The sequence below is a fragment of the Paraglaciecola psychrophila 170 genome (genome assembly GCF_000347635.1).
GTDB lineage: Bacteria > Pseudomonadota > Gammaproteobacteria > Enterobacterales > Alteromonadaceae > Paraglaciecola > Paraglaciecola psychrophila.
The window spans coordinates 4,879,595-4,895,817 of record NC_020514.1; the positions used below are offsets into that span (position 1 = coordinate 4,879,595).

Sequence of the window (16,223 nt, forward strand, 5' to 3'; positions counted from 1 at the left end):
GGCATAGTTTAACGCTCAATCACTGCATTGTGATACACGTGTTGCACATCGTCACAGTCTTCTAGCATATCCATAAATTTATCAAAAGTAGCTACATCATCACCACTAACAACAGATTCTGTTTGTGGAATAAAGGTGATTTCATCTGCTTCAAATTCAATATCGGGGCTATCATCGGTCAGTGCAGTCCGAGTATTATTGTATTCTGTGTGAGGAGCATAAACAGTGACCATTCCTTCTTCACACTCTACTTCGGTGACATCAACATCAGCCTCCATCAACGTTTCGAGTACCGCATCTTCATCATCGCCTTTAAAGGCAAATACAGCTTGATGATCAAACACATGACCTACTGAACCTTCGACACCTAATTTAGCGCCTGTTTTAGTAAAACAATTTCGTACATCAGTTATAGTACGATTGTTGTTGTCGGTTAAACAATCAACAATCACCATACACCCACCAGGACCGAAGCCTTCATAACGAGCAGGTACATAATCTTCACCCGCGCCGCCCGCTGCTTTGTCAATTGCCTTGTCAATAACATGACTGGGAACTTGGTCTTTTTTAGCTTTTTCGATTAGCCGACGAAGCGCCAAATTTGCTTGGGGATCTATGCCACCATTTTTAGCAACTACATAAATTTCTTTGCCATATTTAGAATAGACTTTGGTTTTCGCTCCAGCGGTCTTAGCCATAGAGATTTTGCGTACTTCGAACTTTCTTCCCATTTATGTATTCTCTTCTAATAGTTATTCACTTCTAACGGGTTTAGCGCTACTGGCTTACCCCGATTAGATTTAATATGAAGGATTTTACAGATATTCAAGTCAGATAACAAAACCCATTCGACAATTCACCTTTTTGTTAAGGAACATGCTGTGATGCAAGGTATTCATGAGATTGCATTTCTTTTAACCTACTTAAGCAACGTCTAAATTCAAAATTAAGTTGGCCATCTAAATAAAGAGTTTCCATGGACACCTCAGCTGACATAATCAACTTAACATTTCGCTCATAAAATTCATCCACCATAGCAATAAAACGCCGAGCAATATCATCGGTGGTTCGTCCCATCTGCTCTACATTAGCAATTAATACAGTGTGATATAGGCGACTTATTTCCATATAGTCAGTTTGGCTTCTGGGGCCATCACAAATATCACGAAACTCAAACATCACAACCCCGTCAGCATAATGTAACGTTGGGATCATCCGACCTTCAACTTGTATTTCTTGATTTTCAGACCCTAGTTCGGGGGCTAGTTGTATAAAATATTTATGCAAATTTTGATTGGATTTTTCATCTAATGGATAATGAAAAATCTCCGCCTGCTCTAGGGTTCTCAGGCGGTAATCCACACCACTATCTACATTAACAATACGTGTATTTTGATTGATTAATTCAATCGCTGGTAAAAACCTTGCTCGCTGCAAACCATTACGATACAGCTCATCTGGTAAAATGTTTGAAGTGGCAACTAACACTATCCCATGACCAAAAAGCTCTTCCATCAAGGTGCCTAAAATCATTGCATCTGTTATGTCAGAAACAAAAAACTCATCAAAACAAATCACTTTGGTCTCTTTGGCGAACGTTTTTCCTATTGTTTTTAATGGGTCTGGTTGACCTTCTAATGTTTTCAGTTCTTGATGCACTCTATGCATAAAGCGGTGAAAATGGATGCGCATCTTTCTTTTAAAAGGTAAACATTCATAAAAGGTGTCAACCAGGTAGGTTTTGCCGCGCCCTACTCCTCCCCAAAAATATACCCCTTGAATACTAGGTTTACGCATCCCTTTACCAAACTTACTCTGTAACTTTACTCTCCACGTAAGCTTTATCTCAGGATGTGTTAATTCATCATACAATCGTTGTAATTCTTTAACTGCGTTTTCCTGCGCGGCATCATATAGAAATTCAGGGTGTTGTAGATCGCTTTGATATTTTTGCCATGGTGTAAACTCAATCATTCTTTGGTACTTTTCCTTTCACATGTGGGTGTTTTTAACACTTGAATACAAATAAAATGACCGCATTGAAAATGCTGGGCGTATAATAACAAATATAGCAAGTATGCTCATGGTCAATACTCTATAAATTATTAAAAAAGTAGTGATCCAAATAGGCAAAAATAAGTTTTAAATAGGAGATGTTATGGATTTATTGGTGGGATTATTGTTGTTAGCAGTTGGCGGAATCATTGGTTTTTTTGTTGCGAAATATGTCAACAAGGATAATCAACGTTCCACAGATAAAGCCGAGAGTGAGCAAACAATTCAAGAATTAATGAACCAGCAAGCTGCTGAGCATATTAAAGAAACCAAGCAAATTGCAGAAAACCTAAACGCTCAATCAGCCATATTAAAGCAACAGATTGACGCTTATGAGCAGCTACTAATTAGCCAAAAGGCTGGACCAGAACGAAGTTCATTGAGCTATTTTGGCGAGCACACAACCGCTTATTTGCGTAATAAAAGCACCAAACCTACACGAGAAAAATTGAATGCAGATATACAGCCCTTAGATTTTTCTTCACAAAGTTCAGGGTTATTCTCTGGCACAAAAGAAGTGCCCGCCAAAGAAAGCAAATAATGAACTTTTCGACACCAAGATAGTCCTTGTATTGTTTTTAAATTTAGATGTTGGAGATGATAACCGATGAATAAAGTTGTAAATCGTTTTTTAGTGGTTTGTTGCGTAGTGACTGCGAGCATGTCGGTCAGCTTAGTGTCCAACGCTGCAATACCCTTCTTTTCAAGTGATAAAGTAGAAGTACCTAGTCTAGCGCCGATGCTAGATGAAGCCACTCCGGCTATTGTCAGTATTTCTGTTGAAGGAACGCAAGTTTCACGGCAACGTGTGCCTGAAATGTTCAAACACTTTTTTGGAGGAACAGAGGAGCAAGTTCAAGAAAGACCTTTTAAAGGACTTGGTTCTGGCGTCATTATTGATGCGAAGAATGGCTACGTGGTAACAAATAATCACGTGGTAGACAACGCTGACGAGATTATCGTTAAGCTAACTGATGGTCGCGAGTTTAAAGCAAAGAAATTAGGTGCCGATGACCAAAGTGATATTGCGTTACTAAAAATAGAGCCTGATGCATTGACTGCAATGCCTCTCGCTGATTCAGATGAGTTGAGAGTGGGCGATTTTGTTGTGGCTATTGGTAACCCTTTTGGTCTGAATCAAACAGTAACTTCGGGGATTGTCAGCGCGCTTGGTCGATCGGGTTTAAATATTGGTGGATATGAGAATTTTATTCAAACTGATGCGGCGATCAATCGTGGCAACTCAGGTGGAGCGTTAGTGAGTCTTCGCGGTGAATTAGTTGGGATTAATACTGCTATCTTTGGACCTAACGGCGGCAACGTAGGCATTGGTTTCGCCATACCAAGCAATATGATGAAAAGTTTAGTCGACCAGATTATAGAGTTTGGCGAAGTACGACGTGGTTTACTTGGTATCGGGGGCCAAGATATCGACTCTGACCTGGCCGATGCGATGAACTTAGATGTCAACCAAGGTGCATTTGTAACTGAAGTTTCGCCCGACTCAGCAGCAGAAAAAGGTGGTATTCAGGCCGGTGACATCATTACAGAAATTAATGACAGATCCGTATCGAGTTTCCAAGAGTTAAGAGCAAAAGTCGCCAGCAGAGGCGCAGGTGCTGAACTTGAATTAACAATATTACGTAAAGGCAAACGCGAAAGGATTAATGTTGTACTTGGTGATGCAACCCAAAATCTGGTGGTTGCCAAAGAAATTCACCCAGCTTTAGAGGGTGCAACTTTAACCAACGGTAAATCTGAACTAGGCGATAATGGGATAGTTATTTCAAATATTGAATCACGTTCTCCAGCGAGTCGGATTGGTTTACAAGATAGTGACGTAATAATCGGCATTAACCGAAAGAAGGTAGATAACATTGTTCAATTACGAACTGAACTAGAAGAGGCAAAAGGCGTCATTGCACTCAATGTTAAGCGCGGTATCTCTTCTTTGTATTTGGTGATCCGTTAATAAAAACTGATGATTGATAGCATCACTAAGTCTTAGTGATGCTATCAACTCACTGATTTCAATGTTATTATTAATATCACCTGAAGTAAAAAATATTTAATATTACCTGTGTTAAAATCCTTATCTTTTTTACTAAAATCTATTCTTATAGGCGTGATAATTTCTTCGATCATCCTATTGCTGGTCCCCGATTTACGTCAAGGTAGCGGTCTACCACTGACGTTATTCACTGAGCAAGAGAGCTCAAAAAAACTTAGCTTTAATCCAGCAGTCAACGCAGCAGGTCCCGCGGTAGTTAACATCTATAGTCAAAGCATCGAAAGGAGCGGCTATAATCGTCGACAACCAATTGAACGAACCAGCCTGGGTTCTGGAGTGATTATGACTTCGACTGGTTATATACTGACTTGTTATCATGTCATTGCAAATGCCAAGCTTATTTTGGTGGGATTACAAGATGGACGTCTCGAAGAAGCTCACATAATTGGTTACGATCCGATAACAGATTTAGCGGTACTCAATATATCAGTTGAAAATTTACACCCTGTTCCGCAACTAGATGATCCTAAAACTCTAGTTGGAGACGTAGTGTTAGCCTTGGGTAACCCCTACAACCTAGGACAAACAGTCACCAAAGGTATTGTTAGCCGGATTAGTAATAACGAGCTAAATAATTATTTCGATTATATTCAAACAGACGCAGCACTTAATGAGGGCAACTCTGGTGGAGCACTGGTAGACAGTGAAGGCTTTTTGATAGGCATCAACAATGCTAATTTCAAAACTCGTATCAGCCGGAGTCGAGTTGAATCAGTTGATGGCGTGTCTTTCGCCGTACCTTACAATCTAGCCAAGAAGGTCATGGGTGAGATTATCGCTACGGGTAAAGTTACTCGTGGAGCATTAGGGTTTGTAGGTCAACAATCTGGACCATCAAGCGCTGGGATTATGGTTACAGCTGTAGGTCAAGGAAGTCCAGCCGAACAGGGTGGTTTGCAGATTAGAGACCTTATATTGTCTGTAAATGACATTTCTGCCAATAGTATTCGCGATACATTAGATTACATTGCCGATACTGTGCCAGGTGACACTGTCACTTTTGAGGTGAACAGAGATGGCACAGTTCTGAAATTGGATATGCTAGTTGCAGAATTACAATAACGTTAATGGTTACTTGTTTAGTTATCCACTAACTCTTTTGATGTTGGCACCTAAACCATTTAACTTTGTCTCGATGTGTTCATAACCTCGGTCTAAGTGGTAAATACGATCTACTGTGGTTTCCCCTTCAGCAACCAGTCCTGCGATCACTAAACTTGCCGAAGCCCTCAGATCAGTTGCCATAACTTGAGCACCCTTTAAAGATGACTTGCCATTGCATATAGCGCTATTGGCTTGCAAAGAAATATTGGCACCCATTCGCTGTAATTCAGGTACATGCATAAAGCGATTTTCAAAAATATTTTCAGTCACCACACTTGTTCCTTCAGCCAAACAATTAAGCGCCACAAACTGCGCTTGCATATCAGTTGGAAATCCAGGATGAGGCGCCGTTTTAATATCAACACTAATAAGTTGTCTATCTGTCATATCCAACTCAATCCAATCATCACCAACAGTTAATTTGGCACCGGCCTTAGTCAATTTATCTAGTACTGCTTCGAGGGTCTTTGGCGCCGCTTGCTCACAACGGATCTTTCCACCCGTGACAGCAGCTGCGATTAAAAACGTGCCCGTTTCGATTCTGTCTGGCAATACTCGATAACGACACCCTGATAAAGATTCAACTCCCTGAATCACAATTTTATCAGTTCCCGCATTTGATACTTTAGCGCCCATCGCATTTAGGCATTGAGCCAAGTCAACAATTTCGGGCTCTTTAGCGGCATTTTCTAAAATGGTTTCACCTTGCGCCAAACACGCAGCCATCATTAAGTTTTCGGTGGCGCCAACGCTTACCACATCCATAAATATGTGAGCGCCACGTAATTTTCCATTCACAGACGCCCTGATGTAACCATTATCCACATCAATTTTGGCCCCCATTTGTTCAAGACCTTGAAGATGTAAATTCACTGGACGTGCGCCTATGGCACAACCACCGGGTAACGACACATTTGCCTGCCCAAACTTAGCTAGAAGTGGTCCCAACACCAGAATGGATGCGCGCATGGTTTTGACTAATTCGTAAGAAGCATTGAAGTTATCAATAGAACTAGGGTCAATTACCACCGATTGCCCATCTTGACGATAAGATTTAGCACCTAGCTCATTTAACAAAGATAGACTTGTGTGTATGTCTCTCAGCTCTGGAACATTATCGAAATAACATGTGGAGTCTGCAAGAATGCTTGACATTAGAATAGGCAATGCAGCATTTTTGGCACCTGAAATAGTTACAATCCCATTCAGCGGTGGGCAAGCTTCAATAATTAATTTGTCCATAGATACACTCTATTTGATATGGCTAAGATGAGGGGGAGTGATAGATACTATTGAGGAAGATTAAACATTTTTTCGCGTTTCCATTGGCTTTCAGTAAAAGTCTTAATAGAAACGGCATGCATACTACCTTCAGCAATTTTTGCGACTAAAGGTGCATATACAAACTGCTGTTTTTTGACCCGACTCATAGTTTCAAATTGATCACTCACGGCGATCACTTGAAAATGAGATCCATCACCACTTACATGCGCTTCAGCCAAGCTTAATGTTTCAAGCAAAAGAGCTTCGATTTGTTGATTATCCATTACATGTCCAGATGAGTAAAATAGGCAGCTATTGTACCGACAAAAAACTGTCTACGTCGCTTATTTTTGCAAGCTTTATCAGGCTTTTTGGGATACCTATTAGCTCAAAATGCACATTTTGTTGTTGATTACCTTTTAAAAAGTTCATCAACCAAGCTAACCCTGCAGTATCAGTGTGACTCACACCTGACATATCTAGGGTCGAGGAGCCTTGCTTGTTTGCTCTTTTTTCTAATGTTGCCAGTGCCACTGACCTTGGGATAGTGTTTCGGTTCAACTCACCTTTTAAAGTGAAATAACCTGTGGGTGACTCAATCACTTGCAATTTAGTCACTCACTTTCCTTTTTGTCTGTGTCAATGTTAATAGGTCTACTAATAGTATTATTCATTAAATCGATTACTTTTTGAATGCCATCCTGTCGCAATATAGATTGGAACTCACTCTGCTTGCTAGACAAAAGGCTTATACCTTCGGCAACCATATCGTAAGCTTTCCACTCATTAGTTTTTTTATTTTTACGTAATTTAAATGCTAAATTTATATCTGGACGACCGGGCTCTTTAACGACCGCTCTAACCGTCACCGTTCTCTCATCAGTCACTTCTCGAACTGGCTGAAATTCGACGTCCTGTCCATCATAATAGGCCATAGCCAGTGCATAAGTAGTAATTAAATATGAACGAAATACACTGATATATTCTGGAATTTTTTCTCTTGGTACTTTTTTATAATGCTTACCTAAAACCTTTAATGCGGAAAAATTATAATCCACATAAGGCAGCAATTCCTCTTCCATAACCGTTCGAAGAAGCTCAGGGTTTTGTTCTATAAGCTGACGTTCCTCCTTAATCCTGCTGAAAGTTTTGGTTGCTACATCTTCCAACATGACATAAGGATTTTGATCTTGCGCTGGTACTGCGCCGGAGCTAAAAATTAACAGTATACCCAGTAGTAGAAGTGCACATTTATTTATCACGTTATTTTCTCCAATCAACGGCATCAATTAACCGTCGTTGCTACTAAATAAAAATTGACCAATAAGGTCTTCTAATACTAAAGCTGATTTTGTGTCTTCTATGTAGTCACCCTCAGCCAAGTTTTCAATGCCATCAATTACAAAACCTGGTTGAAAACCAATATATTGCTCTCCTAATAAACCTGAGGTAAGTATAGATACCGAACTGGTTTCTGGAAACTGGTTAAATTCTGAGGAAATACTCATGGTCACCAATGGGGTGAAGTCGCTATTATTAAGCGTAATGTTGTCGACTCTGCCTACTGTTACCCCACCTACTTTGACTGCTGAGCGGACCTTTAACCCTCCGATGTTGTCAAACTTTGCATACAGTATGTATGTATCTTCACTGCTCGACATGCTTTGATTGGCGACTTTGAGTGCTAACATCAAACCTGCTGCTATCGTCAAAGCGACAAATACACCCACCAATAATTCCGATTTTCTAGATTTCATTCCCATTTCCTTTACTCAATTCCAAACATTAATGCAGTCAATATAAAATCTAGCCCAAGTACCGCTAACGAAGAAAATACCACTGTTTCTGTTGTTGCCTTACTTATACCTTCAGAGGTAGGTACAGAATCATACCCTTTAAAGGTGGCGATCCAGGTAATCACAAAAGCAAACACTATAGTCTTTATAATGCCGTTCACCACGTCCTTATTCCAATCCACCGTGGACTGCATGATAGACCAATAACTGCCAGTATCTACGCCTAACCAATCCACACCTACCAGATGCCCACCTAAAATGCCAACCGCACTAAAAATTAGCGCTAACATTGGCATCGAAATAATGCCTGCCCAAAGGCGCGGCGCAATTATTCTTCGAAGTGGATCAACCGCCATCATTTCTAAACTGCTGAGTTGTTCAGTCGCTTTCATTAAACCGATTTCAGCTGTGAGTGCCGAACCTGCGCGTCCCGCAAACAATAAAGCGGTGACCACTGGACCTAATTCTCTAAGCAATGATAAGGCGACCATCGGCCCTAAGCTGCCTTCAGCACCATAGCTAACTAAAATGGTGTAGCCTTGCAGCGCCATTACCATGCCAATAAACAAACCTGAAACCACTACAATAAGCAGTGACTGAACACCGACTACATGTATTTGTTTGATAATCAGTGGGATCATCTTTAAAGGTTGAGGTTTGGCAATAATAGCGCCAAACAACATATATGTGGCTCGACCGAACATTTCTAAGCGGTTAAGTGTGTATTCCCCTAAATTTACTAACCAATTCATGATGTCCTACCCAAAAAAGCTTCAGCCGTATTTGTCGCAGGATAATGAAAAGGAACAGGACCGTCTGCTTGCCCCTGTAAAAACTGTTGCACTAGTGGCGAATCACTGTTTTTGATTTGTTCAGGAGTACCGCTGCCGATAACTCTTTGTTCTGCCAAAATATAAATATAATCTGCAATAGTTAATACTTCAGTCACATCATGAGTCACAACAACACTGGTTAATTGCAAGGCATCGTTTAAAGCTTTGATCAATTTTACTAAGACCCCCATTGAAATAGGATCCTGCCCTCCGAATGGCTCGTCATACATAATCAACTCTGGATCCAAAGCAATCGCTCTTGCGAGTGCTGCTCTGCGTGCCATGCCTCCGGATAATTCAGCAGGCATCAATTCTGCCGCACCTCTTAAACCCACCGCTTGTAATTTGAGCATGACCAATGTGTGAATAACGGATTCGGATAATTTTGTATGCTCCCGTAACGGGAAAGCGATATTGTCAAACACCGACATGTCGGTAAATAATGCACCACTTTGAAATAACATACTCATTTGTCTGCGCACTTCAAATAGGCGGTTGCGACGCATCCCTGGAATAGACTCCCCCTTAAATTTAATATCACCTTTATCAGGCACCAATTGGCCGCCTATCAACCGCAACATAGTGGTTTTTCCAATGCCACTGGGGCCCATAATAGCGGTGGTCTTACCTTTTTTAATTTGTAGTGAAATATCGTCGTAAATAATTCGACCACTACGGCTAAAGGTTAGATTGTTGATTTCAATCAAATTTTCCATTCAGATACAAACATTCCATTTTAGTTAATCGTGCGAAGTATAAAACACCCAGAAATAAAGTGTGTATTGTATTAGTTTTCTGCATAAAATAACAAAGTCAAAAAGTAACAAGTTATATTTCATTTAATACAACTATCGCTGAATATCAGCTTAACACTCATCATCGATGTTAGTTTATTGGTGCATTTTCAGGCTGTCATTTCTAGTCAGAATAAATCAAATATATTATACACACTTGCTTTCGTAACAGTTGGTACATATATCAACTTGTTATACGTATATATGTTGATCTAGACCCTTAGATTGGCAAAAGTATTGCGAAAATAATTTATTTTAACATTCATATGCAAAACCTTAGCTTTTTGCGACAATTGAATCCGATTATTTTTAACCCCTATAAAACTAGAAGTGAAACTTTGTGATTTTAGAAGCTTGTTATTTCCTGATTTGGCTTATTATTTTGAGCTGGGGCGCAGATAGATTTGTCTTTGGCGCCTCAGTGCTAGCTAAAAACATAGGCGTATCGCCTATGATCATCGGCCTGACGATAGTTGCCATGGGTTCATCGGCTCCAGAAATTATGGTAGCAGCCACCGCATCATTCAATGGCAACACCGATACTGCAGTAGGTAACGCTCTTGGTTCAAATATTACTAACATCGCCTTAGTGTTAGGCTTGACCGCACTGCTTAAACCTCTATCGATTGCTTCAAGCACGCTAAAAAAAGAGATGCCCGTATTATTACTGGTCACCTTACTCGCTGTATATTTTTTATCCGACTTTCTATTACTCAAGATTGAAGGGATCATCTTAATCACCTTATTCTTTGTTGTTATAGGCGGACTCACTTGGATATCTTTTCATATGGAAAAAGGAGATCCTTTACAACCAGAAACTGAAAATGAAATTCCCTCCGGTGTAACAACTTCTCGGGCAGTGATGTGGTTAATAGTGGGCATGATACTATTGCCTCTGAGCGCTTATTTTATGGTAGATTCTGCGGAAGTGATAGCACGATACTTTGGCTTAAGTGAATTAGTAATTGGCTTAACTATTATCGCTATTGGTACAAGTTTGCCAGAATTGGCTGCCTGTATTGCAGGTGTGTTAAAAAATGAAGATGATTTAGCTTTGGGTAATATCATTGGCTCAAATATTTTTAACATCTTGGCAGTACTGGCAATGCCAGGCCTCATTGCACCCGGAGTGGTAGATGAGAATGCTGCAACACGTGACAGTTACGTAATGTTAGCGCTAACGATACTACTCATCGTATTTAGTTTTAATTTAAAAGGAAGCCGATGTATCAATCGCATAGAAGGTTTGTGTCTAATTACTTGCTTCGGTGCTTATCAATTTTTATTATTTAGTTAATACAGCAACTCTTAGAAGTACATTATGATTAAACAATCTGCCTTAAGAGTATTGGAAATTGAACAGCGAGCTATTGCGCAATTAGCCCAATATATTGATGATGCTTTTGTAGAAGCTTGCCAGTTAATTTTACCTTGCAAGGGTAAAATTATTGTCTGTGGGATGGGTAAATCAGGTCATATTGGCCATAAAATATCAGCCACGTTGGCAAGTACAGGCACCCCTGCATTTTTTATGCATCCCGCTGAAGCTAATCATGGCGATTTAGGAATGCTCACCCAACAAGACATTTTGTTAGCCATCTCAAACTCAGGCGAAACTGCAGAACTTTTAGCTTTAATCCCGGTAGTTAAGCGCATGGGTGTGCCAATTATTGCTATGACATCAAATCCCCAGAGCACCCTTGGCAAATATGCCGATATTAATTTATGTATCAAAGTTGAACAGGAAGCTTGTTCGCTGGGGCTTGCACCTACATCAAGTACAACCGCCACCTTAGTAATGGGTGATGCACTGGCCGTCGCGTTACTTGATGCAAGAGGTTTCACTTCTGAAGATTTTGCATTGTCTCACCCAGGCGGTTCATTAGGTAGAAAGCTATTTATTAAATTAGAAGACGTGATGGTCAAAGAACAGTCTTTACCTTTAGTCTCAGGGCCACAAAACTTGCGGGAAGTTTTATTAGTTATTTCACAAAAAGCTTTAGGCATGGCTGGTGTGATAGATGATAATGGCAGATTGTTGGGTATTTTCACAGACGGTGATTTACGCAGAGTACTTGACCATAAAATAGATATTCACCAAACTCGAATCCAAGACATTATGACGCTTAATAGCATTACAGCCAAACCAGAAATGTTGGCTGCAGAAGTCCTTACTCTGATGCAAAAACACAAAATAAGCTCGCTATTTGTCACCGATCCTAATGGTAAACCAATTGGTGCTATCAATATGCAGTTGTTACTTCAAGCAGGAATTATTTAATGTCTATGTTAGTGACGCCTTACGGACCAATTGATAAAAAACTATTAGTACAGTTGCGCCAAATAAAACTATTAGCCTGCGATGTTGACGGAGTATTCTCTGACGGCCGTATTTACATGGGGCAAAATGGAGAGGAGTTGAAAGCATTTCATACTCGAGATGGTTACGGAGTCAAAGCATTACAAAAAATTGGTGTACAAGTCGCAGTTATCACTGGGCGTAATTCAAAGATGGTTGAGCAGCGTATGACATCCTTAGGAGTACAACATATTTATCAAGGTTGTGAAGATAAACAGCCAGCCTTGCAAGCAATACAAAATAAAATATCCGTTTCTATGAGTGAGACAGCAGCAATAGGTGATGATATGCCAGACTTAGGCATGTTTAAGGTGTCGCAATGCAATATATGTGTACAAGATGGCCACCCTATTTTAGCTGCCCAGGCGCACTATCAGACTCGAACAAGAGGTGGGTTTGGCGCGGTGCGTGAACTATGTGATTTAATTCTATTATCTCACGGACAGTTATACACTATTCAGAGTGCCAGTATATGAATCGAGTTACTCTGTGTATTATTGTCTTATTTGTAATAGCTCTTGCCTTGAGTCTTCCCGGTTGGCTTTCTCAAGAGGAAGTAATGGTAGACTCACAAACAGAAGAGGCCTGGGTACCAAATTACCAAGCAAGTAAGATGCGAAGCACATTGTATGATAAATTGGGTCTGATAAATCATCAGGTTTTTGCCCAAAAAATGGAAAATTTTGACCTGCTTGGGTTCACTTTGTTTAAACAACCTAGCTATTTGTTATTTGCACAATCGTTACATCCATGGAAAGTAGACGCGCAAGAAGGTACCTTGTATGAAGATCAACGTATCCAATTCGAAACCGATGTGAAAATTACCAGCCTTGATGTACAAGGTTATATACAGGTCATCCGCACCAATTTTGTCGAAGTAAACTTAGCAGAAAAGACCATGTATTCTGATCAGCCCGTCGAGATTATCGGCCCAAATTATGTGATAAATAGTAATGGCTTCACCGCTAGCTTAGAAACCCAAAAATATGAGTTATTAGACCATGTTAAAACCGTTTACCAACCGTCTGTACCGCGCTAGTTTTTTGGCAGTGTTAATATTCTCGGCAAATAGTCATGCTGGGAAAGATGACTTCACTAAAAAAATTGAGTTGGCTTCCCTGTATCAAAATGCTGATGGCATCGCCAAAAGAGCAACCTATCAAGGTAATGTTGTTATCTTACAAGGTTCTTTGAAAGTTAGTTCAGATGAATTGGAGATTGATGCCAGCCAAGGTGAAGGCAACGAAATTTTTATTGCCACTGGCAGTCCAGCTAGATATTCCCAGCAACAAGAAGATGGCAGCATAGTGACTGCACAAGCAGATAAAATTGAGTATCATCGTCAAACTCGCTCATTATCATTAGAGGGGAATGCTGAGATAAAACAAAACTCTAGCAGCGTTCAAGGCAAGTCGATCACCTTTAATATGGAACTTGAACAAATTATTGCTCAAGGTAGCGATCAAGAAAGTGGCCGTGTTATTACCACTTTTCAGCCTGTATCAAAGTCTAAAGAACCTGAAGCAGACCAACAGGATAATCAACCTTAATGGCCGTATTAAAAGCTACACATTTAGCCAAGTCTTATAAGTCTAGGCAAGTGGTACGCGATGTCAGCATTGAAGTATCGACGGGTCAAATAGTAGGTTTATTAGGACCAAATGGCGCGGGTAAAACCACCACATTTTATATGATTGTTGGGCTAGTACCTTTAGACAAAGGTGATATTTTTATTGATCAACAGAATCTTACTCTGCAACCTATGCATGTGCGTGCCAGGCAAGGCATAGGTTATTTACCCCAAGAAGCGTCGATATTCAGAAAGTTGACCGTGTATCAAAATCTGATGGCAATATTACAAACTCGTAAAGAATTATCCAAAGAACGACGAGAACAACAGGCCGACTCACTCTTGGATGAATTTAATATCAATCATATTCGCAATAGTCTAGGTATGAGCTTGTCTGGCGGCGAACGCAGAAGAGTAGAGATTGCGCGGGCCTTAGCGGCTGATCCAGAGTTTATATTATTGGACGAACCTTTTGCCGGTGTTGACCCTATTTCAGTTAACGATATTAAAAAAATAATTCAGCAATTACGGGACAGAGGCCTCGGTGTATTAATTACTGATCACAACGTGCGTGAAACATTAGACGTATGTGAAAAGGCATACATAGTGAGCCATGGCGAGTTGATAGCATCTGGCACTTCGGAAGAAGTTTTAAGTGATCAACGTGTAAGAGATGTATACCTAGGTGAACAATTCAGGCTATAGTTAAGTTTAAGAGTCAATTAAGAAATTAGCATTTTAACAAAGCTGTCAAACAGGTAAAATTGATGAGTATTTAGTTCAGATATGATCGAAATAGTATAACTTCAACAACTCAGCTGTGATTTCTAAAATGAAGAGTTTAACTCGGCTGATAACAACAACAGATTAAACATAAGAAGTAAATGAAACCCTCTTTACAGTTAAGATTTAGCCAACAACTTACAATGACACCGCAGCTGCAACAAGCTATTAAGCTGTTGCAATTGTCTACCTTGGATTTGCAAGCTGAAATTCAAGAAGCCCTCGATTCTAATCCATTGTTAGAACTAGACGAGTCAAATGATAGTGGTAGTGGCGACAAAGCCCTCGAAACTAACCACAGTGCTGAAATAAAGATGGCGAAAACACACCTGCTGAAGTGAATGCAGATAATGTCGATAGCGCCGATGCCCTGCAAAATAATGATATACCAGAAGATTTACCCCTCGACAGTACTTGGGATGAATATCTCAGCGCTTCATCGGCCCCAGCATCCATGAGCAGCGCAGGCTCAGCAGGCGATGATGATCAAGTATTTCAAGGTGAAACCACAGACAATATTCAAGATCATTTGCTTTGGCAAATGCGTTTAACTCATTTTAGTGATACCGATATTGGTATCGCGATGGCCATTATTGACTCTATCGATGAAGCTGGATATTTGACTATCAGCACAGAAGAAGTGCTAGCCAGCATGGATGATGAAGAGATTGAACTAGACGAAGTGGCAGTCGTTCTAAAACGCATACAAATGTTTGACCCTGTTGGTTCAGGTGCACGCAGCGCCCAAGAATGTTTATTAATTCAATTACGTCAGTTTGCACCAGATACACCTTGGCTAGAAGAAGCCAAAATGTTGATTACTGATTATTGCGATCTTATTGGTAGTAAAGATTATCGTACTCTGATGCGTAAAACGCGCCTCAAAGAAGAAGAGTTACGAGAAGCAATGCGTTTGTTGCAAACTCTTAATCCTAGACCAGGCACAGCCATCGTCACAGGTGAGTCGGAATACGTAATCCCTGATGTATCAGTGGCTAAGAAGAACGGTAGGTGGACAGTAGAACTTAACCCCGACAGCTTACCTAAACTCAATGTGAATCAGCAATACGCCGCGATGAGCAAAAGTGTAAAGAGCTCTTCAGACAGCCAGTTTATCCGGTCACATTTACAAGAAGCCAAATGGTTTATTAAAAGTGTCGAAAGCCGCAACGAAACACTTCTTAAAGTGTCCAATTGCATAGTGCAACAACAAATGGGCTTTTTTGAACACGGCCCGGAAATGATGAGGCCTATGGTGTTGAACGATGTTGCTGAAATGGTAGATATGCACGAATCCACTATCTCCCGGGTCACAACGCAAAAATATATGCACACCCCAAGAGGTATTTTCGAACTGAAATACTTTTTCTCTAGCCATGTAGCCACTGATGTAGGCGGAGAATGTTCATCAACTGCTATAAGAGCGTTGATTAAAAAATTAGTGGCAGCAGAAAAACCGAGCAAACCTTTAAGTGATAGCAAGATTGCACAAGTGTTGGCCGACCAAGGCATTATGGTGGCGCGGCGAACAATAGCAAAATACCGGGAGTCACTCATGATCCCACCATCTAACCAACGTAAGAGCCTGCTTTAGG

Annotated in this window: 18 protein-coding genes and 1 pseudogene; 10 read left to right on the plus strand and 9 right to left on the minus strand. The window is 40.4% G+C overall.

The window, feature by feature from the left end; all coding sequences use genetic code 11:
• Positions 1-8 precede the first annotated feature (8 nt).
• Both C427_RS21405 and zapE read right to left on the minus strand, forming a co-directional pair.
• Positions 9-731 carry a YebC/PmpR family DNA-binding transcriptional regulator gene (locus tag C427_RS21405; protein ID WP_007641388.1) on the minus strand — a complete coding sequence of 241 codons (723 nt, stop codon included), beginning with the start codon at positions 729-731 and terminating at the stop codon, positions 9-11.
• Positions 732-867: 136 nt separating this feature from the next.
• Positions 868-1,974, minus strand: a complete 1,107-nt coding sequence (zapE, locus tag C427_RS21410; protein WP_007641390.1) for a cell division protein ZapE — start codon at positions 1,972-1,974, stop codon at positions 868-870.
• 184 nt (positions 1,975-2,158) lie between these two features.
• Here zapE and C427_RS21415 point away from each other — a divergent pair, with 184 nt between their 5' ends.
• The 3 genes from C427_RS21415 to C427_RS21425 all read left to right on the plus strand — a co-directional run bounded on the left by C427_RS21415 (position 2,159) and on the right by C427_RS21425 (position 5,188).
• The gene (locus tag C427_RS21415) at positions 2,159-2,596 is read left to right on the plus strand and encodes a ZapG family protein (protein WP_007641396.1); all 438 of its coding nucleotides are present in this window, start codon (positions 2,159-2,161) and stop codon (positions 2,594-2,596) included.
• Between the two features lie 66 nt (positions 2,597-2,662).
• Positions 2,663-4,027 carry a DegQ family serine endoprotease gene (locus tag C427_RS21420; RefSeq protein WP_007641397.1) on the plus strand — a complete coding sequence of 455 codons (1,365 nt, stop codon included), beginning with the start codon at positions 2,663-2,665 and terminating at the stop codon, positions 4,025-4,027.
• 108 nt (positions 4,028-4,135) lie between these two features.
• Positions 4,136-5,188, plus strand: coding sequence for a trypsin-like peptidase domain-containing protein (locus C427_RS21425; RefSeq protein WP_081589053.1), 1,053 nt, complete (start codon positions 4,136-4,138; stop codon positions 5,186-5,188).
• A gap of 21 nt (positions 5,189-5,209) precedes the next feature.
• Here the strand turns inward: C427_RS21425 and murA are convergent, their stop codons facing one another.
• The 7 genes from murA to C427_RS21460 are packed head-to-tail and all read right to left on the minus strand — an operon-like array spanning position 5,210 to position 9,838.
• Complete coding sequence (gene murA, locus C427_RS21430) at positions 5,210-6,472, minus strand: UDP-N-acetylglucosamine 1-carboxyvinyltransferase (RefSeq protein WP_007641400.1); 1,263 nt, start codon at positions 6,470-6,472, stop codon at positions 5,210-5,212.
• Positions 6,473-6,519: 47 nt separating this feature from the next.
• Positions 6,520-6,777: a BolA family protein gene (locus tag C427_RS21435; RefSeq protein ID WP_007641401.1), complete on the minus strand. Its 258-nt coding sequence runs from the start codon at positions 6,775-6,777 to the stop codon at positions 6,520-6,522.
• A 28-nt stretch (positions 6,778-6,805) separates the two neighbouring features.
• A complete protein-coding gene (locus C427_RS21440; RefSeq protein WP_007641402.1) occupies positions 6,806-7,111 on the minus strand; it encodes an STAS domain-containing protein in 306 nt (101 codons plus the stop codon).
• The gene (locus C427_RS21445) at positions 7,108-7,779 is read right to left on the minus strand and encodes an MlaC/ttg2D family ABC transporter substrate-binding protein (protein ID WP_051075203.1); all 672 of its coding nucleotides are present in this window, start codon (positions 7,777-7,779) and stop codon (positions 7,108-7,110) included. The genes C427_RS21440 and C427_RS21445 overlap by 4 nt, the downstream gene beginning before the upstream one ends.
• Positions 7,780-7,782: 3 nt before the next feature.
• The gene (gene mlaD / locus C427_RS21450; protein WP_007641410.1) at positions 7,783-8,250 is read right to left on the minus strand and encodes an outer membrane lipid asymmetry maintenance protein MlaD; all 468 of its coding nucleotides are present in this window, start codon (positions 8,248-8,250) and stop codon (positions 7,783-7,785) included.
• Positions 8,251-8,261: 11 nt separating this feature from the next.
• Positions 8,262-9,041 (minus strand): lipid asymmetry maintenance ABC transporter permease subunit MlaE, encoded by a 780-nt coding sequence (mlaE, locus tag C427_RS21455; protein ID WP_007641411.1) that lies wholly within the window; start codon positions 9,039-9,041, stop codon positions 8,262-8,264.
• On the minus strand, positions 9,038-9,838 hold the full coding sequence (locus tag C427_RS21460; protein WP_007641412.1) for an ATP-binding cassette domain-containing protein: 801 nt from the start codon (positions 9,836-9,838) through the stop codon (positions 9,038-9,040). Before C427_RS21460 ends, mlaE begins: the two co-directional genes overlap by 4 nt.
• Before the next feature lie 418 nt (positions 9,839-10,256).
• On the opposite strand from C427_RS21460, the gene C427_RS21465 reads away from it, so the two are divergent.
• From C427_RS21465 to C427_RS21495, 7 genes and pseudogenes are all read left to right on the plus strand, one after another.
• Positions 10,257-11,213 carry a calcium/sodium antiporter gene (locus C427_RS21465; RefSeq protein WP_034900002.1) on the plus strand — a complete coding sequence of 319 codons (957 nt, stop codon included), beginning with the start codon at positions 10,257-10,259 and terminating at the stop codon, positions 11,211-11,213.
• 24 nt (positions 11,214-11,237) lie between these two features.
• The gene (locus C427_RS21470; protein ID WP_007641414.1) at positions 11,238-12,197 is read left to right on the plus strand and encodes a KpsF/GutQ family sugar-phosphate isomerase; all 960 of its coding nucleotides are present in this window, start codon (positions 11,238-11,240) and stop codon (positions 12,195-12,197) included.
• Entirely contained in the window at positions 12,197-12,751 is a 555-nt protein-coding gene (kdsC, locus tag C427_RS21475) for a 3-deoxy-manno-octulosonate-8-phosphatase KdsC (RefSeq protein WP_007641415.1), read from the plus strand. Before C427_RS21470 ends, kdsC begins: the two co-directional genes overlap by 1 nt.
• Positions 12,748-13,314, plus strand: a complete 567-nt coding sequence (lptC, locus tag C427_RS21480) for an LPS export ABC transporter periplasmic protein LptC (protein WP_007641418.1) — start codon at positions 12,748-12,750, stop codon at positions 13,312-13,314. Before kdsC ends, lptC begins: the two co-directional genes overlap by 4 nt.
• Positions 13,277-13,825 (plus strand): lipopolysaccharide transport periplasmic protein LptA, encoded by a 549-nt coding sequence (lptA, locus tag C427_RS21485; protein ID WP_007641419.1) that lies wholly within the window; start codon positions 13,277-13,279, stop codon positions 13,823-13,825. The genes lptC and lptA overlap by 38 nt, the downstream gene beginning before the upstream one ends.
• On the plus strand, positions 13,825-14,550 hold the full coding sequence (gene lptB / locus C427_RS21490; RefSeq protein WP_007641420.1) for an LPS export ABC transporter ATP-binding protein: 726 nt from the start codon (positions 13,825-13,827) through the stop codon (positions 14,548-14,550). Before lptA ends, lptB begins: the two co-directional genes overlap by 1 nt.
• A 179-nt stretch (positions 14,551-14,729) precedes the next feature.
• Positions 14,730-16,222 (plus strand): annotated as a pseudogene (locus C427_RS21495) (RNA polymerase factor sigma-54).
• Position 16,223: the final 1 nt, after the last annotated feature.